Here is a 23,526-nt window from a genome sequence, read left to right as displayed (position 1 = left end):
CCGGAAACGGCCAGCCGGCACCCTCCCGAAGGCCTACCATGACGGCCATGAACAGCACAGCCCTCATGGACGACGAAGCCCGCTACCGGGCCTTGTGCGCCCACGACGCGCGGTTCGACGGACGCTTCTTCACCGCGGTCACTTCCACCGGCATCTACTGCCGGCCGATCTGCCGCGTGCGCACGCCGCGACGGGAGAACTGCCGGTTTTTTGAGCACGCGACGCAGGCGGAGCAGGCCGGCTTCCGGCCCTGCCTGCGCTGCCGGCCGGAGCTGGCGCCGCTGGACCGCCACTGGTCCAACGAAGACGCCAGCGCCATCCTGGTGCAGCAGGCCAGCCGCCTGCTCGACGCACCGCCCTCCTGGCTCGACCCGGCGACCGAAGGTGCCGCCATGGGCATGCTGGCGGCCCGGCTCGGCGTGAGCGACCGCCACCTGCGCCGGGTCTTTGGCAGCCAGCTCGGCGTGTCGCCGCTGCAGTACCTGCTGACGCGCAAGCTGCTCGCCGCCAAACAGTTGCTGACGGACACCGCGATGCCGGTGTCCCAGATCGCCCTGGCCAGCGGCTTCGCCAGCCTGCGCCGGTTCAACGCGGCGTTCCTTGAGCACTACGGCCTCAACCCCACGCAGATGCGGCGCGGTCAAACCACCACGCCCCCCGGAGGCGCCGATGGTTGCACCGGCGACGTGCGGCTCGCGTGGCGCCCACCCTTCGATGCCAAGGCCATGCTGAACTTCCTGGCCACCCGGCAATTGCCGGGCGTGGAGCAGGTGAACCCCGATGCGCTCAGTCTTCAGCGAACCCTTCAACTGACGGTCGCCCAGCGGGTGCACACGGGATGGCTGTCGGTGCGGCTGGTGCCCGACGCCCACCACCTCATCCTGCGTGTGAGCGACGGGCTGCTCCCGGTGTTGCCGAGCGTGATCTGGCGGGTGCGCGAGGTGTTCGATCTGGACGCCGATCCCGCGACCATCAATGCGACCCTGCACACCGACTTCCCCGAAGGCGATGGTTTGCGGGTTCCGGGGTGTTTCGACGGGTTCGAGCTGGCCGTGCGCGCCGTGCTGGGACAGCAGATCACCGTGGCCGCCGCCCGCACCCTGGCCACCCGCCTGCTGGACCGCTTTGGCACCCCTCTGGTGACGCCTGCGGGCGCGCTGAGCCGCCTGTTTCCCGACCCCCACACCTTGGCCACAGCCGACCCGGCCAGCCTGGGCGAGCTTGGCATCGTGCGCCAGCGCCAGGCCGCTCTGCAGGCGCTGTCCCGCGCGGTGGTCGATGGCCTGGAGCTGGATGGCCGCGCCCCTGTGGAGAAGACCGTGCAAACGCTGCAGGCCCTCCCCGGCATCGGTCCCTGGACCGCGCAGTACATCGCCATGCGCGCCCTGCGCTGGCCTGACGCCTGGCCCACCGGCGACGTGGCGCTGCACCATGCGCTGGGGCTGGGTCACCTCAAAGGGAACGCCGCCGTGCGCGAGGCCGCCCTTCAAGCGAGCCACTGGCAACCCTGGCGCAGCTACGCCGTGGTTCGTGCCTGGGCGGGCACCCACCATCCCACATCACCAAAAGCTCCTATATGAAAAACCACACACAATGGGTCCAGACCACCCTGCCCACGCCGCTGGGCGACATGCGACTGGCGGCCAGCGCCGCTGGCCTCACCGGCGCCTGGTTCGTCACGGGGCAGCGCCACCTGCCCCCAGACGATCACATGGCCAGCTGGCCGCTCGTGCCCGAGCACCCACTGTTGCTCGCTGCCATCGAGCAACTGTCCATGTACTTCCGGTCAGAGCGTCAAGCATTCGACCTGCCACTGGATCTCACGGGTGGTACACCCTTCCAGCAGTCGGTGTGGAACGCCTTGCTGGGCATTTCTTCGGGTCACACGCTGAGTTATGGCGAACTGGCGCGCCGCATGGACCGCCCCGCCGCCGTCCGCGCCGTCGGCACGGCCATCGGACGCAACCCCTTGAGCGTCATCGTCCCTTGCCACCGCGTGGTCGGTGCGAGCGGCGCGTTGACCGGCTATGCTGGTGGGCTTGACCGCAAGGCGGCGTTGTTGCGGCTCGAAGGTGTCATCCCACAGCCATTCTGAGTCACCCCATGCCTCCTTCGCTGATCGCCGAATTCCTGTTGCTGGCTGCCCTCTGGGGTGCGTCCTTCCTGTTCATGCGCCTGGGCGTCGCCGAGCTCGGTGCACTCCCCACTGCAGGCGTGCGCGTCGCGCTGGCCGCCCTGTTCCTCATGCCGGTGTTCCTGGTCAAAGGGGTGTGGGCTGATTTCAAGCAGCGCGCGCGACCGATCCTGTTCGTCGGCCTGCTCAATTCCGGCATCCCGTTTGTGTTGTTCGCGTTCGCGGTGGCGCACATCACGACAGGCCTCACCTCGATCCTCAACGCCACGGTGCCGCTGACTGGGGCATTGGTCGCCTGGGTTTGGCTCCATGACCGCCCGGGCGGCTCCCGCATGCTGGGTCTCGCGATCGGATTCATCGGGGTGACGCTGCTGGTGATCGGCAAGTCGGGGTTCAGCCCGATGCCCGGCGCCTCGTCAACGGGCATGACGCTGCTGGCCATGGGTGCCTGCCTGCTCGCGACGATGTGCTACGGCATCGCCGCCAGTTTCACCAAACGCCACCTCACCGGCGCACACCCGCTCGCCACCGCGGCGGGCAGCCAGATGGGCGCCACGCTCGGACTGGCCCTGCCCACGCTGTGGCTCTGGCCCGATCACGCGGTCAGCACCGGCGCCTGGGGTGCCATGGCGGCCGTCGCCCTCTTGTGCACCGCGCTGGCCTACATCCTGTTCTTCCGCATCATCGAAAAAGCCGGTCCAAGCAAGGCCCTCACCGTCACCTTTCTGGTGCCCGTCTTTGCGCTGATGTACGGAGCCCTGTTCCTGAACGAAACCATCACACCCTGGATGGTGTTCTGTGGACTGGTGATCATGTGCGGGACCGCGCTGTCCACCGGACTGGTGCGTTGGGCCAGACTGGAACGCACAACCTGAACCGGCGGCTGTCCGTCTTGTCTGTCGCTTGCGACACAGCGTTCGCGCATCCAGCGGGCGTCGCACGCGACGCAGACATGAAAAAACCGCCCAAGCCTTGCGACCGGGGCGGTGTTTCATTTTGTGGCGGAGTGGACGGGGCTCGAACCCGCGACCCCCGGCGTGACAGGCCGGTATTCTAACCAACTGAACTACCACTCCGCAGTGGTGCAGCTTTTGCCTGATGCTCTGAAGCTTCAGGCCAAGTGCCACAAACTTGGCGACCCTACGGGGATTCGAACCCCGGTACTCACCGTGAAAGGGTGATGTCCTAGGCCTCTAGACGATAGGGTCGTAGCCTTTGGAACCGAACTGTGCATTATAGCAAAACCACAATGCCCAATTCTTCAATTTGGTGGAGGTAAGCGGGATCGAACCGCTGACCTCTTGCATGCCATGCAAGCGCTCTCCCAGCTGAGCTATACCCCCACAGGGTTTGTCGATTCACGCTTTGCATGTCACTGCTTGGTGCGAATCAGCAAGCCTCAAATTATAGGACATTTTTCAGGCGTTTTGAAGTCTCGCCAAAACTGTTTGTTGATTTTGCAGTTCGAGCACCGCATCGAGCGACGGCGTCTGGGCCGTTCCCATCACCAGCACACGCACCGGCATGGCCAGTTGCGGCATCTTGATGCCATGGGCGGCAATGGTTTCCTTGATGGCACCCGAAATGCCGGGCTTGTCCCAGGCACACGCGGCCAGCTTCTGCGCCAGGGTCGCCAGCGCAGGCTTGATCGCGTCCGTGACATGTTGTGCGAGCTCTTCGGCACCAGGGGTCACATCAGCGTAAAACGCCGCGGCCCAACCGGCCAGCGCCACCGTCGTGTCGCAGCGGTCCTTGAACAGACCGCAGATGCGCGGCAAGCGCTCATCGGCGGTGATGCCTCGCTTTTGCAGCTGCTCCGCCACGAGGGGGGCGAGCGCGGCGTCGTCCATGGCCTTCAGGTGCTGGGCGTTGACCCAGCGCAGCTTGGCTTCGTCAAACTGCGCGGCGCTGCGGCCCAGGTGGTCGAGGTTGAACCACTCCAGGAACTGCGCACGGCTGAATATCTCGTCATCGCCATGGCTCCAGCCCAGGCGCGCGAGGTAGTTCACCATCGCATCGGGCAGGTAGCCTTCGTCGCGGTACTGCGTGACGGGCTTGGCGCCGTTGCGTTTGCTCATCTTCTCGCCCTGCTCGTTGAGCACGGTAGGCAGGTGGGCATAGACCGGCGGCTCTTTGCCGAGGGCACGGAAGATATTGATCTGGCGCGGCGTGTTGTTCACGTGGTCATCGCCGCGGATCACGTGCGTGATGGCCATGTCGATGTCGTCCACCACGACGCAGAAGTTGTAGGTGGGTGTGCCGTCGGGGCGCGCGATCACGAGGTCATCGAGTTCGTCGTTGCGGATCTCGATCAGGCCCTTGACCTTGTCGTCCCAGGCCACGACACCGCCCTGCGGATTCTTGAAACGCAGAACGGGCTTGACGCCTTCGGGCACGGGCGGCAGCACCTTGCCGGGTTCAGGACGCCAGGTGCCGTCGTAACGCGGCTTTTCCTTGTTGGCCATCTGGCGCTCGCGCAGCGCGTCGAGTTCGGCCATGCTCATGTAGCACGGGTACACATGGCCCCCGGCGACCATCTCGGCCAGCACCGCCTTGTATCGGTCCATGCGCTGCATCTGGTAGAACGGGCCTTCATCGTGATCCAGGCCCAGCCACTTCATGCCTTCGATGATCACATCCACCGCCGCCTGCGACGAGCGCTCCAGGTCGGTGTCTTCGATGCGCAGGATGAAGGTGCCGCCGGTGGCGCGGGCGAAAGCCCAGGGATACAGCGCCGAGCGGATGTTGCCCAGGTGGATAAAGCCGGTGGGCGATGGAGCGAAGCGGGTGCGGACGGTCATGGAAGGGTTCAGAAAAGTCAGAGGCTGGACAGACCGCGGTCGAGGTCCTTGCAGATGTCGTCCAGGTGTTCGAGCCCCACCGCCACGCGGATCAGGCCCTGCCCGATGCCGGCCGCTTGGCGCTGCGCTTCGGAGAGCTTGCCGTGCGAGGTGCTCGCTGGATGGGTGCACAAGGTCTTGGTGTCGCCCAGGTTCGTGCACAGGGACAGCACCTGGAGCTGGTCAAGCACATGAAAAGCGCGCTGGCGTGCCTGTTCCGCGTTGTCGGCGCGCACGTCGAAGGACACCACCGCCCCACCGATGCCGCCCATCTGCCGCATGGCGAGTTCGTGCTGAGGATGGCTGGGCAGACCGGGGTAATACACGCGTCCCACGGCGCGGTGCGATTCCAGCCACTGCGCCAGCTTCAGCGTCTGCGCGCTTTGCGCCTTCATGCGCAGGTCCAGCGTTTCCAGGCCCTTGAGCACCACCCAGGCGTTGAAGGGCGAAAGCACCATGCCCGAGTTTTTCTGCACCGGCAGGAACTTCTCACGCACCATGGCTTCGGTGCCGCACAGGGCGCCGGCCATCACGCGCCCCTGTCCGTCGAGGTACTTGGTGCCGGAGTGCATGACGATGTCGGCCCCCAGTTCGATGGGGCGTTGCAGCGCGGGCGTGGCAAAACAGTTGTCCACCGCCAGCAGCGCGCCGGCCTGGTGGGCGAGCTCGGCCAGGGCCCGGATGTCGCACACCTCGCCCAGCGGGTTGGTCGGCGTTTCGGCGAACAGCAGCCGGGTGGTGGGCCGCATGGCCGCTTGCCACGCCGCCAGATCGGTCTGCGGCACCACGGAGGTCTCAACTCCGAAGCGCCCGAATTCGGATCCGATGAGTTTCAGGGTCGAGCCAAACATCGACTGAGAAATGATCACGTGGTCGCCCGACTTCAGCAGGCTGAAGCACATCAGCATCACGGCCGCCATGCCCGAGGCGGTGGCCATGCAGGCCTCGGCGCCTTCCATCGCCGCCAGGCGCTGCTCGAAGCTGGTGACCGTGGGGTTGCCGGAACGGCCGTAGGTGTAGCCGTCTTCGTCGCCGGCAAAGCGGCGCGCCGAGGCCTCGGCCGAAGGCTGCACGAAACCGGTGCTCAGGTACAGGGCCTCCGAGTTTTCGCCGTATTGGCTGCGCTCGACGGCCTGGCGCACCGCCAGCGTTTCGCGATGCAGGCGGGTCCCGGGGGAGACGTTGTCATGGCTCATCGCGCACTCCTCGATCAGGCGGTCTGCGCATTGGGCAAGGCCAGGCGGGAGCTGTCTTCCTCGCCCTCTTCGGCCGAGCCACGTCCGGCGTTCATGCGCGCAATGGTTTCCAGCGTGATGTCGCCAGTGACGTACACGCCGTCGAAACACGAAGCGTCAAAACCGGCCAGCGACGGATTGAGCGAGCCGATGGCCTGCTTCATCGCGTCCACGTCCTGGTAGATCAGGGCATCACAACCGATGCTCTCGCGCACCTGCTCGACCGTGCGGTCGTGCGCCACGAGCTCGTCGGGCGTGGGCATGTCGATGCCGTAGACGTTGGGAAAACGCACCGGCGGCGCAGCGCTGGCCAGGTACACCTTGCGGGCACCGGCGTCGCGCGCCATCTGCACGATCTCGCGGCTGGTGGTGCCACGCACGATGGAGTCGTCCACCAGCAGCACGTTGCGGCCCTTGAACTCGCTGGCGATCACGTTGAGCTTCTGGCGCACCGACTTCTTGCGCACCCCCTGCCCCGGCATGATGAAGGTGCGGCCAACGTAGCGGTTCTTCACGAAGCCCTCGCGGTACGGCAAGCCCAGCAACTGGGCCAGCTCCATGGCGCTGGGGCGCGACGACTCGGGGATTGGGATCACCACGTCGATCTCGTTCGGCGGCACGGTGGACACCAGCCGCTTGGCCAGCGTCTTGCCCAGGTTCAGGCGCGCCTGGTACACCGAGATGCCATCGAGCACCGAGTCGGGCCGCGCCAGGTAGACAAACTCGAAGATGCAGGGGTTGTGGCTGGTCTTCTCAGCGCACTGCTGGAACTGCATGTTGCCGGCCAGGTCCACAAACAGCGCCTCGCCGGGCTGGATGTCGCGGTCCAGCTCGAAGCCGTTGCCCTCGAGCGTCACCGACTCGCTGGCCACCATCACACTGTCGCCATGGCGGCCGACGCACAGCGGGCGGATGCCATAGGGATCACGGAACGCGAGCAACCCGTGCCCTGCGATCAGAGCCACCACGGCGTAAGAGCCGCGCACCCGCTGGTGCACGCCGCGCACGGCGGCAAACACGTCGGCGGGCTTGAGCTTGATGCCGCGCGACACCTTCTCCAGCTCGTGCGCCAGCACGTTGAGCAAGACCTCGGAGTCGCTGTCGGTGTTGATGTGGCGGTGGTCCGTCTGAAACAGCTCCTGCTTCAGCGCCTGGGCGTTGGTCAGGTTGCCGTTGTGCACCAGAACCAGGCCGAACGGGGCGTTCACGTAGAACGGCTGCGCCTCTTCCTCGCTGAAGGCGTTGCCGGCGGTCGGGTAACGCACCTGCCCGAGGCCGCTGTTCCCCGGCAGGGCTCGCATGTTGCGGGTGCGAAACACGTCCCGCACCATGCCCTTGGCCTTGTGCATGAAGAACTTGCGACCTTGCTCGGTCACGATACCGGCCGCATCCTGGCCGCGGTGCTGCAACAGCAGCAGCGCGTCATAGATCAACTGGTTGACCGGCGTCTGGCTCACCACGCCCACAATTCCACACATGATTGGATCCTCAGCGAAACATTGACAAAAATTTCAGGACAGATATCCCGCCACCGACGGCGGCAGCAACGGCTTGAGTGTGTGCAGCCCGTCGGCCAACACCTGCGCCACCATCGACGCCTCCCACTGCTGGTTGGACTTCAGCGGCGTCATGCCCACCACCACCGCCAGGGCCAGCAAAATCACCACGCCCCGCAAGAGACCAAACGCGCCACCCAGTACCCGATCGATCGGTCGCAAGCCCACGGCCGACACCATGCGCTTCACCACCCAAGCCGCCAGCCCTCCGGCAAAGACCGTGGCAATGAAGACCAGCGCAAACCCCGCCGCCAGTCGCAGGGCGGGCGATGCATCCCCCATGGGCAGCAGCCCGGCCACCACGCCCGCGTACGCCTGGGCCACCACAAACGCAGCCACCCAGGCAGCGACCGACAGCACCTCGTAGACCAGTCCACGCCACAGGCCCACCACGGCCGACAGCAACAGGACCGCCAGCAGAACGCCGTCGACCCCGTTCATGCCCAGCCGATCCGGGTCACGCGGTCAGGCATCACAGCCACAACAAGGCCGCCGGCAGGCCCAGCGCCTTGGCGCGGGCCGCTGCCTTGTCGGCCTCGGCGCGGGTGGCAAACGGCCCCATGCGCACCCGGATGCGCTTGCCCTGAGAGGTTTCGGCCACGTGGGTGTAAGTCTTGAGCCCGGCGCGCTCCAGCTTGAGACGTGCCTCGCGAGCACGCTCGGCTTCGGCAAAGGCCCCCACCTGCACCACGATGCGTTCATTGCCTGTGGCGGGCTTGTCGTCGGCATCGCCCGCGACCTTGTCGCTGGCTTTCGGCGCAGGTTTGGCAGCAGGGACGGCGGTATCCGTCGCGTCTGGTTTGGCCGTTTCCACCTTGTCTGCCTTGGCCACGAGCGTGGGTCTGGTCTCCACCTCCTCCTCGCGCGCGCTGAGGCTGTCGCCGGTGGACACGCCACCTACGGACGCCTTGGCGCTGTCAGAGGCGGCTGAGGCGGCAGGTTTGGCAGACGAAGCGGAAGACGCCGGGTTGCGCGAGGGGATTTCGATCGGAATGTCCACCGCGATCGGGCGAGGCTGCGTGTCGAACAGCAAAGGGAAACCGAGCACGCCCACCAGCACCAGCACCGCCGCCCCGATCAGGCGGTGGCGCGCCCTGCGGCGCACAGCCTCAATGCTTTGGGGCGGCTGAGGGGCCGGGTGGCCCTGGGTACCGGAGCGGGATGTGAGCATTCGGGGTCGGACCCTGGCAAAGGGCTGCGGGAGCGGTCAGGCAGCGAGGTGTTTGGCCGACAGACGGGGCACCCCGTTCTGCAAAACACCACCCACGGTGAAGAAGGAACCAAAGACCACGATTCTATCAGCGGGGTCCGCCAGCGACACCGCCGCGCGCAGCGCCTCCATGGGCGTGGCATGGCGGCCGGCCACCCGGCTCTTGCCGCCGGGCGCGGTGGCTGCGTGGGCGTCCAGCTGCTCGGCCAGCGCCTCGGCCGTGCTCGCGCGCGGGAGCGGCAGATCGGTGAGGTGCCAGCGGTCGATCAGGGGACCGATGCGCTCCAGCATGGCGCCCAGGTCCTTGTCGGCCATGGCACCGAACACCGCATGGGTGGTGGGGTAATAGCCCATGGCATCGAGGTTTTCCGCCAGCGCGGCCACCGAGTGCGGGTTGTGCGCCACGTCCAGCACCAGGGTGGGCGTGCCGGGCACGATCTGGAAGCGCCCGGGCAGCTCCACCATGGCCAGCCCGTTGCGCACCGCCTGCGCGGTCACCGGCAGACGCGGGCGCAGGGCCTCGATGGCCGCGAGCACCCCCGACGCGTTGACCAGCTGGTTGGCGCCCCGCAGCGCCGGGTAGGCCAGCCCACTGTAGCGCCGCCCGCCGTGCGAAGGGTGCATGGCCCAGCCCCATTGCTGCTGGTCCCCAGCGAAGTGAAAGTCCCTGCCCAGGCGCCACAGGTTGGCACCCACTTCGAGCGCGCGGTCGAGCACGCTTTGCGGCGGCACCGGGTCGCTCACCACCACCGGGCGGCCGGTGCGCATGACGCCGGCCTTCTCGTAGCCAATCGCTTCGCGGTCCGGCCCCAGCAGGGCCATGTGGTCCAGCGCGATGCAGGTGATGACGGCGCAATCGGAATCGACGATGTTCACCGCATCCAGCCGCCCGCCCAGGCCCACTTCCAGGATGGCCACATCGATCCCGCTGGCCGCGAGTGTGCGCAGGATGGCCAGGGTGGTGAATTCGAAGTAAGTGAGCTGCACCTCGCCCAGACCGTCGTCGCTCGCCACCCCCAGCCGCGCGGCCTCGACCTCGGCAAAGGCGGGCACCAGGGCCTGCGCGTCCACCGCCTCGCCCGCGACGCGGCAGCGCTCTTCGAAGCGCACCAGGTGCGGCGAGGTGTACACGCCGGTGCGGTAGCCCGCCTCACCGTAAATCGCTTCCAGCATGGCGCAGGTGGAGCCTTTGCCGTTGGTGCCGGCCACCGTGATCACGGGGCAGGCCAGGTTCAGCTGCATGCGCTGCGCGACACGTTGCACGCGGTCTAACCCGAGTTCGATGCCGCTGATGCCTTGAGGGTGCAGACGCTCGCAGTGGGCGAGCCATTCAGAAAGGGTGTTCATACACCCCGGATTGTCTCGCACCACCCGCTGCCCGCAGGTTCAGAGGGCGAATCGGTCGGTCGCCTCGATCAGCTTCGTGAGGATGCCGGGCTCGTTGAACGCGTGCCCGGCGTCCGGCACCAGGTGGAACTCGGCCTGCGGCCAGGCGCGGTGCAGCGCCCAGGCCGTATGGGCGGGGGTGCAGGCGTCGTAGCGCCCCTGCACGATCACGCCGGGAATGTGGGCCAGCTGGCCCGCGTCGCGGATGAGCTGGCCTTCGTCCATCCACCCGTCGTGCACGAAGTAGTGGTTTTCAATGCGGGCGAAAGCGAGCGAGAACGCGTCGTTCGAATGTTTGGCGGTGTTGGCCGCGTCGGGCAGCAGGCGGATGGTCTGGCCTTCCCACAGGCTCCAGGCGCGGGCGCAGGCGAGCTGCTCGGCCGGGTCGTCACCCGTCAGGCGTTTCCGATATGCGGAGAGCAGATCGCCCCGCTCGGCCACGGGAATCGGCGCAACGAAACCTTCCCACAAATCCGGGAACAGCCAGGACGCCCCCTCCTGGTAGTACCAGCGCACCTCCTCGCGCCGCAGCGTGAAGATGCCACGCACGATCAGCGCCGACACGCGTTCGGTGTGCGTCTGCGCATAGGCCAACGCCAATGTGCTGCCCCAGGAACCGCCGAACACCAGCCACTGCTCCACACCCAGCATCGTGCGCAGCCGCTCCATGTCCGCCACCAAGTGCCAGGTCGTGTTGTTTTCCAGCGAGGCCGCGGGCTGGGAGCGCCCGCAACCTCTCTGGTCGAAGAACAACACACAGTAACGCTCCGGGTCGAACAGGCGGCGGTGGTCGGGCGAACAGCCCGAGCCCGGGCCGCCATGCAAAAACACCGCGGGCTTGCCCGCCGGATTGCCGCACAGCTCCCAGAAGACCTGGTGGCCGTCGCCAGTGTCGAGCACACCGGTTCTGAACGGCTCGATGGGTGGGTAAAAGTCGCGCAGCGTCATCTTGAAACCTGGGGTAGAGGGCACGCAGCCAGAGGGCAGCGTGCCAGAATTCGGGGATGACCACACTCTACGGCATCCCCAACTGCGACACCGTCAAGAAGGCCCGCACCTGGCTGACGGAACACAGCGTCACGCACACGTTCCACGACTTAAAAAAACAGGGCGTTCCCGAGCGTGAACTCGACCGCTGGCTCGCTGCGGCGGGTTGGGAACAGCTCGTCAACCGCAAGGGCACGACCTGGCGCGGACTGGACGAGGCCACACGTAGCGCGGTGGTGGATAACGCCAGCGCACACTCCCTGCTGCTGGCCCACGCGAGCGTGATCAAACGCCCGGTGGTGGAGTGGGCAGACGGCAGCATCAGCGTCGGCTTCGACGCCGCCGACTGGCGAGATCGGCTTTGAAAAGACCTCCACAGGGCCACCCAGAACCGGGAGGTGGATGCGAAGGAAACAATCGATACAAAGTGTTCATCAGGCCGGCGACAGGGAATCGAACGATCACGGGGCGTGACAATAGCGTGCTTGTTCAATCCCGGGGTACCCATGTCAGGAAAACACATGCGATGGCTGGCTTTCACAGCCGTGCTGGGGCTTGCGGCTTGCGGGGGCGCCGGTGAATCGGCGCAATCCGCCCAGTCGAAGTCAGCCTCCAGCAACACGGTAGCGGAGTCCGCCGCAGAAACCGCTGCTGAACCGGTGGGTTCCAACAGTGCGAACGCAGTGACCCAGCCGGCAAAGGCTGCGGCTGAGGGAGAAGCGGGTCCCGTCAAGCCGGTCACACTCGACACCACCTCGGCCCGCAAGGTCGGCGCCAGCATTGATCTGGGCGCACCCTCTGCGGCCCAACAAGAACAGCGGGCCAGGAAAAACCAACGAACCGGAGCCCAGTTTTCTGCCAAGGCATACCAGACCGGGTTTCCCCGGCCCGTCCACTCTGCAAGTACCAGCAAGAGCCTTCGAACGCTGCTGAACTGGAGCACGACCGAGACGGGCGCTCAGAGAACCTCAATGAGTCTGCGGTCCGAGGGCGCCAAGGGCATTCGCCTGGGGCTGCTGGTTCAGCAGATTCCAAGCGAGGCCATATTGCGCTTCTATGCCAGCGGCAGTTCAGAGGCCGTTCAGACCACCGGCGAGCACATCAATTCGATTATCCAGGCCAATATCAAAACGGACGGCGACTCTCCGGCCGCGCGCACCTACTGGACGCCAACGACGCTGGGCGAGACCTCCGTGCTCGAAGTGGAAGTTCCCAAAGGAGGCGACACCTCCGCAGTGGTCTTCTCCATTCCGACACTGACCCATCTGGCTGAGACCGCTGTGGAAGCCGAGCTTTCAACCATCAGGGAAAAGGCCACCTGCGCCCTGACTCCGCAAGCCACCTGCACGACGCCATTGCCGCCCGCAGCCAATGCAGTGGCGGCAATGGACATCGTTGAAGGCGGATATAGCTATGTGTGCACAGGCACCCTCATCGCCAACCGCGGTGCGACCCAACAAGGTTACTTCCTGACGGCCAACCATTGCATCAACACCCAGGCGGCTGCGAGTTCGTTGACCACCTGGTGGTTTTACCGCAGCAACGCATGCGGCGCAGCCGCGTCTTCCTACACCGCAGACTCCAATGGAAGCACGTTGCTTTTCAACCGCCCGGAACTGTCCGGTTCCGCCAGGACACCGATCGGCACGGACACGACGCTCTTGAAATTGAACTCACTGCCACCGGCGGGTGCGGTGTATGCGGGCTGGAGCTTTCAGCGGCACGCCATCAACACCGGCACCAACTACATCGGCTTGCATCATCCCTTTGATGAAGCCACGGATCTCAGCGACTCTTTGCGGCGAAGCGATGGTCGTTTGACCAACTACGGGATCCTGCTCGCGATTGATTCACAGGGTTACTTCACCAGTGCGTCGGGAGCCAACGCCAGCTACCCCATGTACCAAGTGACTTTCAACTCGGGCATCACAGAAGGCGGCAGCAGTGGCTCGGCTCTTTTTGCCGATGGCTTGAGCTCCAACCCCAAAATCATCGGTCAATTGTGGGGAGGATCCAGCAGTTGCTCCGCCCCCACCGCCCCCGACCTCTATGGCCGTTTCGATCTCGCCTATGAAGACGGCCTGATCAACTGGCTCAACCCCGGCTACCGCATGGTGTTCCGGTTCTACAACACCGGTAGCGGGGCCCACTTCTTCAGCGCCAGCGTGGATGAACGCGACAGTGTGCGCGCCACCAACACCGCCCTGACCTACGAAGCGCCGATGTTCATGGTTTCGCCTGCGACGGGCGCAGGCCTGAGCCCGGTCTACCGCTTCTACAACAGGCGGACCGGCGTTCACTTCTACACCATCGATGAGGGTGAAAAAGCCGTCGTTCAGGCCAACACCGCCACCTACAACTTCGAAGGCATTGGCTGGTACGCGCGCAAGGCCAACGCACCGGCCGCCGGGACCGTCGAGGTCTACCGATTCTTCAGAAAGTCGGCCGGCACCCACCTCTACACCACCAGCGTGGCCGAGCGCGACAACATCATCAACACACTGGGCCAGTACTACAACTATGAAGGCGTGGCCTACCTGGCTTGGCCAATGAACTGAAGCCAACCGGTCATTGAACCACCCACCTGAGGGGCTGACGTTGAAAGACGTCAGCCCCTCGGTGCTTAGGCAAGCTTGAACACGCAACAGCCACCCCCATTGGGGAAGGCCGTCCATTTGGACCTCATTTTCCCGCGAAAAACGCTTTCAGTTTAATTCGTAAGTTTTATCAACGATAAAATCCTCCCCTGATTTCAACCAATCCCAGGGAGGGAAAACATGACCCGTCAAACCACACGGGCGCTGGCACTGCTGTGCCTGAGCGCCATCCTTGCCGCTTGCGGCGGCGGACAGGACCCCGCGTCGTCCACTGCCACCGAACGCACAGCCACCACAGCGGTCACTGAGGAAACCATACCTCCAGCGTCTCGCGCCAGCGCAACCCCACCGGTGTCTGCGGCAACGTCTCAGGCCTGGGCCGAGTCGGCCTCGCTCAACCGCGCCGAAGTGCAGCAGGAACCGGTCGAGGGAGATGCCACTCCGTCGGCAGTTCGGATCAGCCCAAAAGCCATCACCGCGCCGAGCGCCCCTCTCTACCGCTTCTACAACATCCAGACCGGTGCGCACCTGTTTACCCGCGACCTCACCGAGCGCGACCGCACCCTCAACACCCTGCCGCAATTCCGCTACGAGGGCGCGGTATTCTCGGCCTGGAGCAGCACCGACACTGGGCTTTCACCGGTCTACCGCTTCTACAACGTTTCCACAGGCACCCACTTCTTCACCATCAGCGAAGCCGAGAAAAACAGCATCGTCGCCACACAGCCAAACTTTCAGCTCGAAGGCCCCGCCTATTACGCGAGCAAAACCGCACTGACCGGCACGATACCGCTCTTCCGCTTCTACAACCTGCAGCGGGGATTCCACTTCTACACTGCCAGCGCCGCTGAACGGGATTCGATCATTGCCAACCTGGGGGCGGTGTATCAGTACGAGGGAATCGGTTACTACGTCAAGAGCTCCATTGGCAATTACAACAGAGCGCTGGCTTCTTTTGCTGGAAGAGCGAATTCACCGGGATATGTCAATGCACAAGGGGAAAGCGCACGTTTCGGCAACCTGGCGGGAATGAATTTTGACTCCTCAGGAAACCTGTACTTGGTCGACCGGTACTTCAACTGGTATGGCGGTGATGCAACCGTTCCATCTGAAATTCGCGTTGTTTCACCGAGCGGAGTCGTCTCAAGCTTTGCAGGAAACATACAGAACAGCGGATACAAGGATGGTGTGGGAAGCGAAGCTCAATTTGGCGCATTGACGTCTATGACAATTGACTCAACTGGAGTCATGCACATAGGTGACTATAGAACTGTTCGACAAGTATCACCACACGGATTGGTTACAACAATCGCCGGCAGCATGACAGAAGCTGGAAACGCAAATGGCCAGCCTCAATCCGCCCGATTCAATCGAATTCGAGGAATAGTCAAAGACAGCTTTGGAAATCTCTACGTCAGTGAATATCACAATCATGCCATTCGCAAAATATCTCCTACTGGAGTTGTAAGCACATTTGCCGGCGGTGCATCTGCTGCAGCATCCGGGTTTGTAGATGGTCAAGGCACAACAGCCCGGTTCAATAGTCCGGGGCAGTTGGCTATTGACGCAAGCGATCATCTGTATGTGACGGACCAGTTCAACCATAGAGTGCGAAAAATTTCACCAAGCGGCTTGGTGACGACACTTGCGGGACAGGCAACCCGTGGTTGTGCTGATGGGTCGGGGATGAGTGCGAAATTCGACAATCCATATGCGATCACCGTGCACAGGCCGACAGGCGATGTTTATATGTCGGATCTCAATTCCTATACGGTCAGGCGCATTACCCCAACTGGGGATGTGACCACCGTTTTGGGAACCTGCTACAACGCCGGCGTGTTTTTTGGGGCACTACCCGCTGGTCTAAGCAGCGTAAATGCACTAGCCATCAGGGGTGACCGTCTTTATATTTCCTCGCTGTCCGGGATCTACTGGACCAACCTCCCGCCATGAGACCCGTCACAGCCGCGGCCTAAAATAGAGAATTTGCCAGCGCCCCACCGGGGCATCCCCTTCCTCGACCGCACCATGACCACCTCCCGCATCGACGGCGTCGCCGTCAACACCCAGGCCAGCGTTTATTTCGACGGCAAATGCGTCAGCCACGGCATCACGTACCCCGACGGCACCAAGAAGTCGGTCGGTGTGGTGCTGCCCGCCACGCTCACCTTCAACACCGGTGCGCCCGAGATCATGGAGTGCGTGGCCGGCGGCTGTGAATACAAGCTGGCCGGCACGGACGCCTGGATCAAGTCCGGCCCGGGCGAGAAGTTCAGCATCCCCGGCAACAGCAGTTTCGACATCCGCGTGACCGAGCCCTACCACTACATCTGCCATTTCGGCTAAATCCACGGTTACCCACAACATGGCCACCATTCTTCAGAACCTGCCCACCCAGCAGAAAGTCGGCATTGCCTTTTCCGGCGGCCTGGACACCTCCGCCGCCCTGCTGTGGATGAAGCAGAAGGGCGCGATCCCCTACGCCTACACCGCCAACCTCGGCCAGCCCGACGAGCCGGACTACGACGAAATCCCACGCAAGGCCATGCAGTACGGCGCCGAGCAGGCACGCCTGATCGACTGCCGCACCCAGCTGGCGCACGAAGGCATTGCCGCGCTGCAGTGCGGCGCTTTCCACATCAGCACCGCGGGCGTGACCTACTTCAACACCACGCCGCTGGGTCGTGCCGTGACCGGCACCATGCTGGTGGCCGCGATGAAGGAAGACGACGTCCACATCTGGGGCGACGGCAGCACCTACAAGGGCAACGACATCGAGCGCTTCTACCGCTACGGTCTGCTAACCAACCCCAGCCTGAAGATCTACAAGCCCTGGCTCGACCAGCTGTTCATCGACGAGCTGGGCGGTCGGGCTGAGATGAGCGCGTTCATGACGGCCAACGGCTTTGGCTACAAGATGAGCGCCGAAAAGGCCTACTCCACCGACAGCAACATGCTGGGCGCCACGCACGAAGCGAAAGACCTGGAGCACTTGAACAGCGGCATCACCATCGTCAACCCCATCATGGGCGTGGCGTTCTGGAAAGACGAGGTCGAGGTCAAGCGCGAAACCGTGACGGTGCGCTTCGAAGAAGGCCAGCCGGTCGCCCTGAATGGCAAGACCTTTGACAGCCCGGTGGACCTGATCCTGGAAGCCAACCGCATCGGCGGTCGCCACGGCCTGGGCATGAGTGACCAGATCGAGAACCGCATCATCGAAGCCAAGAGCCGCGGCATCTACGAAGCCCCGGGCCTGGCCCTGCTGCACATCGCCTACGAGCGCCTGGTGACCGGCATCCACAACGAAGACACGATCGAGCAGTACCGCATCAACGGCCTCAAACTCGGCCGTCTGCTCTACCAGGGCCGCTGGTTCGACCCGCAGTCCATCATGCTGCGCGAGACCGCCCAGCGCTGGGTGGCGCGCGCCATCACCGGCGAGGTCACCGTCGAACTGCGCCGCGGCAACGACTACTCGATCATGAACACCGAGAGCCCGAACCTGACGTATGCGCCCGAGCGCCTGTCAATGGAGAAGGTGGAAGACGCGCCGTTCACGCCGCTGGACCGCATCGGCCAGCTGACCATGCGCAACCTCGACATCGTGGACACGCGCGCCAAGCTCGGCATCTACGCCAAGAGCGGCCTGCTGTCGCTGGGCGAAGGCGCCCAGATGCTGCGGCTGGAAGGCGACAAAGGGGAGTAAGCCTCTCGCGGGTCTCCCACAAAAAAGCCGCTCCTTGGAGCGGCTTTTTCATGTCCGAAGAAGGGGACAGTGTTGCCTCAGACCACCACAGGCTCAGGCTCCAGTCGGATGCCAAAGCGCTCGTACACGCTGGTCTGGATGGCCTTGGCGAGCGTCATCACCTCTCCCCCCGTGCAGGGGTGGGCGGGCCCGCCGCGGTTCACCAGCACCAGCGCCTGCTTCTCGTACACAGCGGCGTTGCCCACGCTTTTGCCCTTCCATCCGCAGGCGTCGATCAGCCAACCCGCGGCCAGCTTGATGCTGCCGTCGGCCATCGGGTAATGCACCACCTTCGGTTCGCGCGCGATGATGTCGGCGCACTGATCGGGCGTCACGGTCGGGTTCTTGAAGAAGCTGCCGGCATTGCCGATGACCGCCGGGTCGGGCAGCTTGGCGCGGCGGATCGCCACCACCCAGTCAAAGATCTGCTGCGCATCGGGCGAGTGGATGCCGGTCTCGGCCATCTTGCGCTCCAGGTCCAGGTAACCCAGCACCGGCTTCCAGGGCTTGGGCAGCAAGAAGCGCACGCGGGTGATCAGCGCGCGGCCTGCCAGCCCGAAGCTGCGCTGGTCCGACGGCGTGTGCTTGAACACCGAGTCGCGGTAGCCAAAGCCGCACTGCGCGGCGTCCAGCGTGAAGCCTTTCCCGGTGTGCAGGTCGATGGCGTCCAGCGAATGGAAACGGTCCTGCAATTCCACCCCATAAGCCCCGATGTTCTGCACCGGCGAGGCGCCCACCGAGCCGGGAATCAGCGCCATGTTTTCCAGCCCCGGCCAGCCCTGCGCCAGCGTCCAGGCCACGAAATCGTGCCAGTTTTCGCCCGCGCCCGCCTCCACCAGCCAGCCCTTGGGCGTTTCTTCCAACAGGCGTTTGCCGGGAATGTCCACCTTCAGCACCAGCGCCTTGATGTCGCCGGTGATCACCAGGTTGCTGCCGCCCCCCAGCACGAACACCGGCGCCGTGGGCGACGGCACGCTCCACTCGGCATTGGCCATGAGATCGGCCAGATCGGCTTCAGAGCGCAGCCGCGCGAAACGTTGTGCGCGCGCGGCAATGCCAAAGGTGTTGAGCGCCTGTAGCGCCACGTTGTTCTCGACTAACATCTGTCGATTGTCTCATTCACGCTCTGTGGAGCCCGCACCATGCCCTCTTTTGACACCGTTCTGGAAGCCGATCTCGTGGAAGTGAAAAACGCCGTCGAGCAGGTGGCGCGCGAAATCGGCACGCGCTTCGATTTCAAAGGCACCAGCGCCGCCATCGAACTCAAAGACAAGGAAAAAGAAATCACCCTGTTCGGTGACGCCGATTTCCAGCTCACCCAGGTCAACGACGTGTTGCTGGGCAAACTCGTCAAGCGCGGCGTGGACGTGCGTTTCCTCGACGCCGGCAAGGTCGAGAAAATCGGCGGCGACAAGGTCAAGCAGGTGGTCAAGGTGAAAAACGGCGTCAGCACCGAAGATGGCAAAAAGATCCAGCAGGTGCTCAAGGGCAGCAAGCTCAAGGTGCAAGGCGCCATCCAGGGCGACGCGGTGCGCGTGACCGGCGGCAAACGCGACGATCTGCAGGCCGCCATGGCCCTGATCAAGAGCGAGCTGAAAGACCTGCCTTTGAGCTTCAACAACTTCCGCGACTGACCCTGCGCGCCGTTTCCATGCGATCGCGTTTCTTCATGCGCCGCTGGCTGGTGATCGCCGTCGGGGCCGTCGCGGTGACCGGCGCGGCCCATGCTGCGGTCTTCAAATGCAAAGGCGCCGACGGCACCCTGGTGCTCCAGGACCGCGCCTGTGGCCCCAGCACCCAAGCGCTGCACCCCGCTGCGGCGAACGACGGCCCTCACGTCAACCTGTCGCTGCCCCTGGATCAGCGCGTCAAGAACCCACACGACAAGCGCCGCCTCGACGCCGCCGTCCACATCACCGGGCTGCAATCGGGGCTGCGCAAGCGCATCGAACATTGCCAGAAACACGCGCCCGAACAGGTGCCGGTGATGCAGAGCCTGCTCGACGGCTGGCGCAGCGAACGCGCTGCCGCCATCGCGGCCAGCGAGCGCCTGATGGAAAAGTACCTGACCGCGACAGAACGGGTCGACGCCCTGGCCCAGTTCGACCGCGCCTTGAGCAGCCCCATCGAGATGAGCATCAACAGCGACCCCGCCGTCAACGCCAACAACTGCAAGAACGCGGCGCTCAAGATGCGCCAGTTCATGGAAAAGCGGTACGCCGGTGACTACACCACGGTCGTCGGCGGTCGCTGACCGTCCCATCCGACACACGGGGAGACCCCTTGAAACCAATCCGCTGGCCGACCTTGTCGCTGATCCTGTGTCTGACGACAGCCGGTCTGGCCGCCCATGCGCAGACCGGGCCCCAGGTCGCGCTCTCGGGTGTGGCGGGAGGCAAGGCATTGCTCATCGTCGATGGCGCGCCCCCCAAGTTCCTGTCCATCGGGCAGGCCGTGGGCGGTGTGAAGCTGTTGTCGGTGGAGGGTGACACCGCCACCGTTGAAACGGACGGCAAGCGCCAGACGCTGCAGGTGGGCGGCGCGCCGGTGAGCGTGGGCAAAGCGCGCTCTGGTGGCGGTGGGCAGCGCATCGTGCTGACCGCCGATCCCAGTGGCCACTTCGTGCCGCAAGGGCAGATCAACGGCAAGGCGGTCCAGTTCCTGCTCGACACGGGCGCCACCACGGTCGCTCTCGGTGCAGCCGATGCCAGACGCATCAACCTGAAGTACGAACACGGCCAGAAGGTCCGCATGAACACCGCCAACGGCACCTCCACGGGTTACCTGATCCGCCTGGATTCGGTGCGCGTCGGTGACGTGGTGGCCTACGACGTGGAAGCCGTGGTGTCGCCCCAGCCCATGCCCTTTGTGCTGTTGGGCAACAGCTTCCTCAACCGCTTCCAGATGCAGAAGACGAACGACCAGCTGACGCTGGAGAAGCGGTTCTGAAACTGCCCACCCCTGCGCCGCGCTGCGCGCGTCACCCCCTTAAGGGGGCGATGCGAGCGGCCCGTCCTGAGCTTGTCGAAGGGCGGTTCCACCGCCTCCTGGGTGGGGAGATTCGCACCGGAAGCTGCCGTCAGTTCGCCTGCGCGGCGGTGACGACGATCTCGATCTTCCAGGCCGGGTCGGCCAGCGCGGCCTGCATCGTGGCCCTGGGTGGTGCGGTGCCCGGCACCACCCACGCGTCCCACACGGCATTCATCAAACCGATCTCCCGGATGTCCGTCAGATAGATCTGCGCGCGCAGGATGCGCGACTTGTCGCTGCCCGCTTCCCTGAGCCGCTGCTCGACCTGCGCCAGCACATCGGCCGTCTGACCGGCGATGTCCGTGTCGCCGCGCTCGGGCACCATGCCGGCGAGGTACACCACGCCGTTGAACACGGCGGCCTCGCTGTAGCGTGAGGCCATGCCGATGCGGTGGATTTCTTGGTTCATGGTTTTTTCGCTCCCAGCTTGCTCTCTTTGCCCGCCACCAGGCGGTTGATGTTCTCGGCGTGGCGCCACACCAGCAGCAGGCCCATGACCGCCAGACTCAGCACCAGCATGCCAGGCGCGCGCCAGGCCACGTGGTTGCCAAACAGAAAGAAGACCGGCGCAAACACCGCCGTGACGATGGACGCCAGCGACGAATAACGGAACGCGTAGGCCACGATCACCCAGGTCAGCAACACGGCCAGCCCGAGCCAGGGCTCGAAGCCGATGATCACGCCCGCCGCCGTGGCCACGCCCTTGCCGCCCTGGAAGCGGAAGAAGACCGGCCAGAGGTGACCGAGAAACGCGGCCAGCCCGACCAGCGCCACCGTGCCGTCGCCCAGGCCCCAGGACTCCCCCCACCACTTCACCGCCACCACGGGCACCCAGCCTTTGAGGGCGTCGAGCAGCAGCGTGAGGATGGCCGCCTTCTTGCTGCCCGAGCGCAGCACGTTGGTGGCGCCGGGGTTTTTGCTGCCGTAGGTGCGCGGGTCGTTCAGGCCCATGAGCTTGCTGACCAGCACCGCGAACGAGAGCGAGCCGATCAGGTAGGCCAGGACGGTGGCGAGAATGGGGGTGATGAATGCCAAGGCGATGCCCTCGTTGTGGTTCTGAGGCCGCGCACGCGGCGCGACACTGGCACTTATTCTGCCAGCGCGCACTGCACCGGCTTCGCCCCCAGCGGGGCGGCCAGCACCGCCGGATCGATGCCGACGAGAAAACCGCGGCGTCCACCGTTGATCCAAATCTTCGGCAGCGCCAGCACCGTGGACTCCACGTACACCGGCATCTCGCGCTTCAGCCCGAACGGCGAGGTGCCACCCACCAGGTAGCCGCTGTGGCGGTTGGCCACCTCGGGCTTGCAGGGCTCGACCGATTTGGCGCCGATCTGCCGCGCGAGATTCTTGGTGGACACCGTGCGGTTGCCGTGCATGAGGATGGCCAGCGGCTTGGCCGCCTCGTCCTGCATGATCAGGGTCTTGATCACGGCGAAGGGGTCAAAGCCCAACACGGCCGCGCTGTGCTGGGCGCCCCCATGCTCCAAATATTCGTAGGGATGCTCGGTGAAAGCCACGCCATGCGCCTTGAGCCAGGCGGTGGCAGGCGTCTCGGAGATGTGCGTTTTTTTCGCCATGAACAGATGCAACGAGGACAGTGTCTGACTCAGGATGCGGTGGAACCGGCTCCGTCGGGCCACGCGCATCGCCCCCTGGAGGGGGTCGCGCGCAGCGCGACGGGGGTGGCGCCCTCACTGCGCGGGGTCGCGCAGTTCCCAGCGGATGGCGTCGATGGCCTTGAGCAGTTCGGGGGAGAGCTGGGTGTCCCACGCATCCAGGCATTCATCCAGCTGCGCCAGCGAGGTCACGCCGATGATGGTGCTGGCGACCTTGGGGTTGCGGTAGCAGAAGGCCAGCGCCAGTTGTGAGGGCGTCATGCCGTGGTCGCGCGCCAGCGTGTTGTAGCGCTTCGCCGCGGCCAGCGCCTCGGGCCGGCCCCAGCGCTGGGCCTTCATGCTGTCGTAGATCGCCATGCGGCCGTGGTCGCCGACCAGACCCGTCTCGTCGTACTTGCCGCTCAGCAGGCCGAAGCCCAGCGGCGAGTAGGCGAGCAGCGAAACGCCCAGGCGGTGGCAGGTTTCGTCCAGCCCGTTCTCGTAGGTCCGGTTGATCAGGCAGTAAGGGTTCTGCACCGTCGCCACGCGAGGCAGGCCGTGCTGTTCGGCCAGGCGCACGAACTCGTGCACGCCGTAGGGCGATTCGTTCGAGAGGCCGACGGCGCGCACCTTGCCGGCCTGGACCAGCCCGGACAGCGCTTCCAGCTGTTCCAGCACCGAGGGCATGGGCTTGTCCTTGGCGGGGTCGAAATAGACCGCACCAAAGACCGGCACGTTGCGCGCGGGCCAGTGGATCTGGTACAGGTCGATCACATCGGTCTGCAGGCGCCTGAGGCTGCCTTCGCAGGCTTCGATGATGCCGGCCTTGCTGACCTCGGGGCGCATCCAGGGCATGCCGCGCGCGGGACCGGCGACCTTGGTCGCCACCACCAGCTTCTCGCGCGCGCCGGGGTGTTTCGCGAACCAGTTGCCAATGATGGTTTCGGTGGCGCCGCAGGTCTCGGCCTTGGCCGGCACCGAGTACATCTCGGCGGCGTCGATGAAGTTGACCCCGCGTTCCAGCGAACGGTCGAGGATGGTGTGGGCGCTGGCTTCGTTGACCTGTTCACCGAAGGTCATGGTGCCCAGGCAGATGGGGGTGACTTGCAGGCCGCTGGCGCCGAGTGCAACAGAGTTCATGGAGGGGTGTGCAAATGCGTATGAAAGGACAATCGGAGGAAAAACCGATCTATAAGTTTAGGGCCGTG

Annotated in this window: 23 protein-coding genes and 3 tRNA genes; 11 read left to right on the top strand and 15 right to left on the bottom strand. The window is 64.8% G+C overall.

Going from position 1 to position 23,526, the window contains the following annotated elements; genetic code table 11:
* Window positions 1-47: 47 nt before the first annotated feature.
* The 3 genes from IM738_RS03130 to IM738_RS03120 are packed head-to-tail and all read left to right on the top strand — an operon-like array spanning window position 48 to window position 3,009.
* Complete coding sequence (locus IM738_RS03130) at window positions 48-1,580, top strand: DNA-3-methyladenine glycosylase 2 family protein (RefSeq protein ID WP_236964437.1); 1,533 nt, start codon at window positions 48-50, stop codon at window positions 1,578-1,580.
* Window positions 1,577-2,095, top strand: a complete 519-nt coding sequence (locus IM738_RS03125) for a methylated-DNA--[protein]-cysteine S-methyltransferase (protein ID WP_236964436.1) — start codon at window positions 1,577-1,579, stop codon at window positions 2,093-2,095. Before IM738_RS03130 ends, IM738_RS03125 begins: the two co-directional genes overlap by 4 nt.
* Window positions 2,096-2,103: 8 nt before the next feature.
* On the top strand, window positions 2,104-3,009 hold the full coding sequence (locus tag IM738_RS03120; RefSeq protein WP_236964435.1) for a DMT family transporter: 906 nt from the start codon (window positions 2,104-2,106) through the stop codon (window positions 3,007-3,009).
* Window positions 3,010-3,133: 124 nt separating this feature from the next.
* On the opposite strand, the gene IM738_RS03115 is transcribed toward IM738_RS03120, so the two are convergent.
* The 10 genes from IM738_RS03115 to pip form a co-directional block, all read right to left on the bottom strand.
* Window positions 3,134-3,210 (bottom strand) — tRNA-Asp (locus tag IM738_RS03115).
* 56 nt (window positions 3,211-3,266) lie between these two features.
* Window positions 3,267-3,342 (bottom strand) — tRNA-Glu (locus IM738_RS03110).
* A 59-nt stretch (window positions 3,343-3,401) separates the two neighbouring features.
* Window positions 3,402-3,477 (bottom strand) — tRNA-Ala (locus IM738_RS03105).
* Window positions 3,478-3,552: 75 nt separating this feature from the next.
* Window positions 3,553-4,935 carry a glutamate--tRNA ligase gene (gene gltX / locus IM738_RS03100; RefSeq protein WP_236964434.1) on the bottom strand — a complete coding sequence of 461 codons (1,383 nt, stop codon included), beginning with the start codon at window positions 4,933-4,935 and terminating at the stop codon, window positions 3,553-3,555.
* A gap of 17 nt (window positions 4,936-4,952) precedes the next feature.
* Window positions 4,953-6,170, bottom strand: coding sequence for an O-succinylhomoserine sulfhydrylase (locus IM738_RS03095; RefSeq protein ID WP_236964433.1), 1,218 nt, complete (start codon window positions 6,168-6,170; stop codon window positions 4,953-4,955).
* 14 nt (window positions 6,171-6,184) lie between these two features.
* A complete protein-coding gene (gene purF, locus IM738_RS03090; RefSeq protein ID WP_236964432.1) occupies window positions 6,185-7,687 on the bottom strand; it encodes an amidophosphoribosyltransferase in 1,503 nt (500 codons plus the stop codon).
* A 33-nt stretch (window positions 7,688-7,720) separates the two neighbouring features.
* Window positions 7,721-8,206, bottom strand: a complete 486-nt coding sequence (locus IM738_RS03085) for a CvpA family protein (protein ID WP_236964431.1) — start codon at window positions 8,204-8,206, stop codon at window positions 7,721-7,723.
* A 31-nt stretch (window positions 8,207-8,237) separates the two neighbouring features.
* Window positions 8,238-8,936 (bottom strand): SPOR domain-containing protein, encoded by a 699-nt coding sequence (locus IM738_RS03080; protein WP_236964430.1) that lies wholly within the window; start codon window positions 8,934-8,936, stop codon window positions 8,238-8,240.
* A 36-nt stretch (window positions 8,937-8,972) separates the two neighbouring features.
* On the bottom strand, window positions 8,973-10,322 hold the full coding sequence (gene folC / locus IM738_RS03075) for a bifunctional tetrahydrofolate synthase/dihydrofolate synthase (protein WP_236964429.1): 1,350 nt from the start codon (window positions 10,320-10,322) through the stop codon (window positions 8,973-8,975).
* Between the two features lie 39 nt (window positions 10,323-10,361).
* Window positions 10,362-11,309 carry a prolyl aminopeptidase gene (gene pip, locus IM738_RS03070; protein WP_236966450.1) on the bottom strand — a complete coding sequence of 316 codons (948 nt, stop codon included), beginning with the start codon at window positions 11,307-11,309 and terminating at the stop codon, window positions 10,362-10,364.
* 56 nt (window positions 11,310-11,365) lie between these two features.
* Between pip and IM738_RS03065 the strand changes: the two genes are divergently transcribed.
* The 5 genes from IM738_RS03065 (at window position 11,366) to argG (ending at window position 17,651) form a co-directional block, all read left to right on the top strand.
* A complete protein-coding gene (locus IM738_RS03065) occupies window positions 11,366-11,713 on the top strand; it encodes an arsenate reductase (RefSeq protein WP_236964428.1) in 348 nt (115 codons plus the stop codon).
* 156 nt (window positions 11,714-11,869) lie between these two features.
* Entirely contained in the window at window positions 11,870-13,906 is a 2,037-nt protein-coding gene (locus IM738_RS03060; RefSeq protein ID WP_236964427.1) for a hypothetical protein, read from the top strand.
* Window positions 13,907-14,125: 219 nt separating this feature from the next.
* Window positions 14,126-15,898 carry a hypothetical protein gene (locus IM738_RS03055; RefSeq protein ID WP_236964426.1) on the top strand — a complete coding sequence of 591 codons (1,773 nt, stop codon included), beginning with the start codon at window positions 14,126-14,128 and terminating at the stop codon, window positions 15,896-15,898.
* Between the two features lie 75 nt (window positions 15,899-15,973).
* Window positions 15,974-16,291, top strand: coding sequence for a pyrimidine/purine nucleoside phosphorylase (gene ppnP / locus IM738_RS03050; RefSeq protein ID WP_236964425.1), 318 nt, complete (start codon window positions 15,974-15,976; stop codon window positions 16,289-16,291).
* A 19-nt stretch (window positions 16,292-16,310) separates the two neighbouring features.
* Complete coding sequence (argG, locus tag IM738_RS03045) at window positions 16,311-17,651, top strand: argininosuccinate synthase (RefSeq protein ID WP_236964424.1); 1,341 nt, start codon at window positions 16,311-16,313, stop codon at window positions 17,649-17,651.
* A gap of 77 nt (window positions 17,652-17,728) precedes the next feature.
* Here the strand turns inward: argG and murB are convergent, their stop codons facing one another.
* Complete coding sequence (murB, locus tag IM738_RS03040) at window positions 17,729-18,793, bottom strand: UDP-N-acetylmuramate dehydrogenase (RefSeq protein ID WP_236964423.1); 1,065 nt, start codon at window positions 18,791-18,793, stop codon at window positions 17,729-17,731.
* A 39-nt stretch (window positions 18,794-18,832) separates the two neighbouring features.
* Between murB and IM738_RS03035 the strand changes: the two genes are divergently transcribed.
* Genes IM738_RS03035 through IM738_RS03025 form a run of 3 tightly spaced genes read left to right on the top strand, consistent with a single transcriptional unit; the run spans window position 18,833 to window position 20,639 of the window.
* Window positions 18,833-19,324, top strand: a complete 492-nt coding sequence (locus IM738_RS03035; protein WP_236964422.1) for a YajQ family cyclic di-GMP-binding protein — start codon at window positions 18,833-18,835, stop codon at window positions 19,322-19,324.
* 17 nt (window positions 19,325-19,341) lie between these two features.
* The gene (locus tag IM738_RS03030; RefSeq protein WP_236964421.1) at window positions 19,342-19,944 is read left to right on the top strand and encodes a hypothetical protein; all 603 of its coding nucleotides are present in this window, start codon (window positions 19,342-19,344) and stop codon (window positions 19,942-19,944) included.
* Between the two features lie 29 nt (window positions 19,945-19,973).
* Window positions 19,974-20,639 (top strand): retropepsin-like aspartic protease family protein, encoded by a 666-nt coding sequence (locus IM738_RS03025; protein WP_336886547.1) that lies wholly within the window; start codon window positions 19,974-19,976, stop codon window positions 20,637-20,639.
* Window positions 20,640-20,769: 130 nt separating this feature from the next.
* Here IM738_RS03025 and IM738_RS03020 read toward each other — a convergent pair whose 3' ends face one another.
* The 4 genes from IM738_RS03020 to IM738_RS03005 all read right to left on the bottom strand — a co-directional run bounded on the left by IM738_RS03020 (window position 20,770) and on the right by IM738_RS03005 (window position 23,458).
* Entirely contained in the window at window positions 20,770-21,129 is a 360-nt protein-coding gene (locus tag IM738_RS03020; RefSeq protein WP_236964420.1) for a RidA family protein, read from the bottom strand.
* A complete protein-coding gene (gene plsY / locus IM738_RS03015) occupies window positions 21,126-21,755 on the bottom strand; it encodes a glycerol-3-phosphate 1-O-acyltransferase PlsY (protein WP_236964419.1) in 630 nt (209 codons plus the stop codon). Before plsY ends, IM738_RS03020 begins: the two co-directional genes overlap by 4 nt.
* Before the next feature lie 53 nt (window positions 21,756-21,808).
* Window positions 21,809-22,300, bottom strand: coding sequence for an aminoacyl-tRNA deacylase (locus IM738_RS03010; RefSeq protein WP_236964418.1), 492 nt, complete (start codon window positions 22,298-22,300; stop codon window positions 21,809-21,811).
* Window positions 22,301-22,414: 114 nt separating this feature from the next.
* Window positions 22,415-23,458: an aldo/keto reductase gene (locus tag IM738_RS03005; protein WP_236964417.1), complete on the bottom strand. Its 1,044-nt coding sequence runs from the start codon at window positions 23,456-23,458 to the stop codon at window positions 22,415-22,417.
* Between the last annotated feature and the right edge of the window lie 68 nt (window positions 23,459-23,526).

This window comes from Hydrogenophaga sp. SL48, assembly GCF_021729865.1.
Taxonomy (GTDB): Bacteria; Pseudomonadota; Gammaproteobacteria; order Burkholderiales; family Burkholderiaceae_C; genus Hydrogenophaga.
This window is presented reverse-complemented; position numbering and strand designations above follow the sequence as displayed.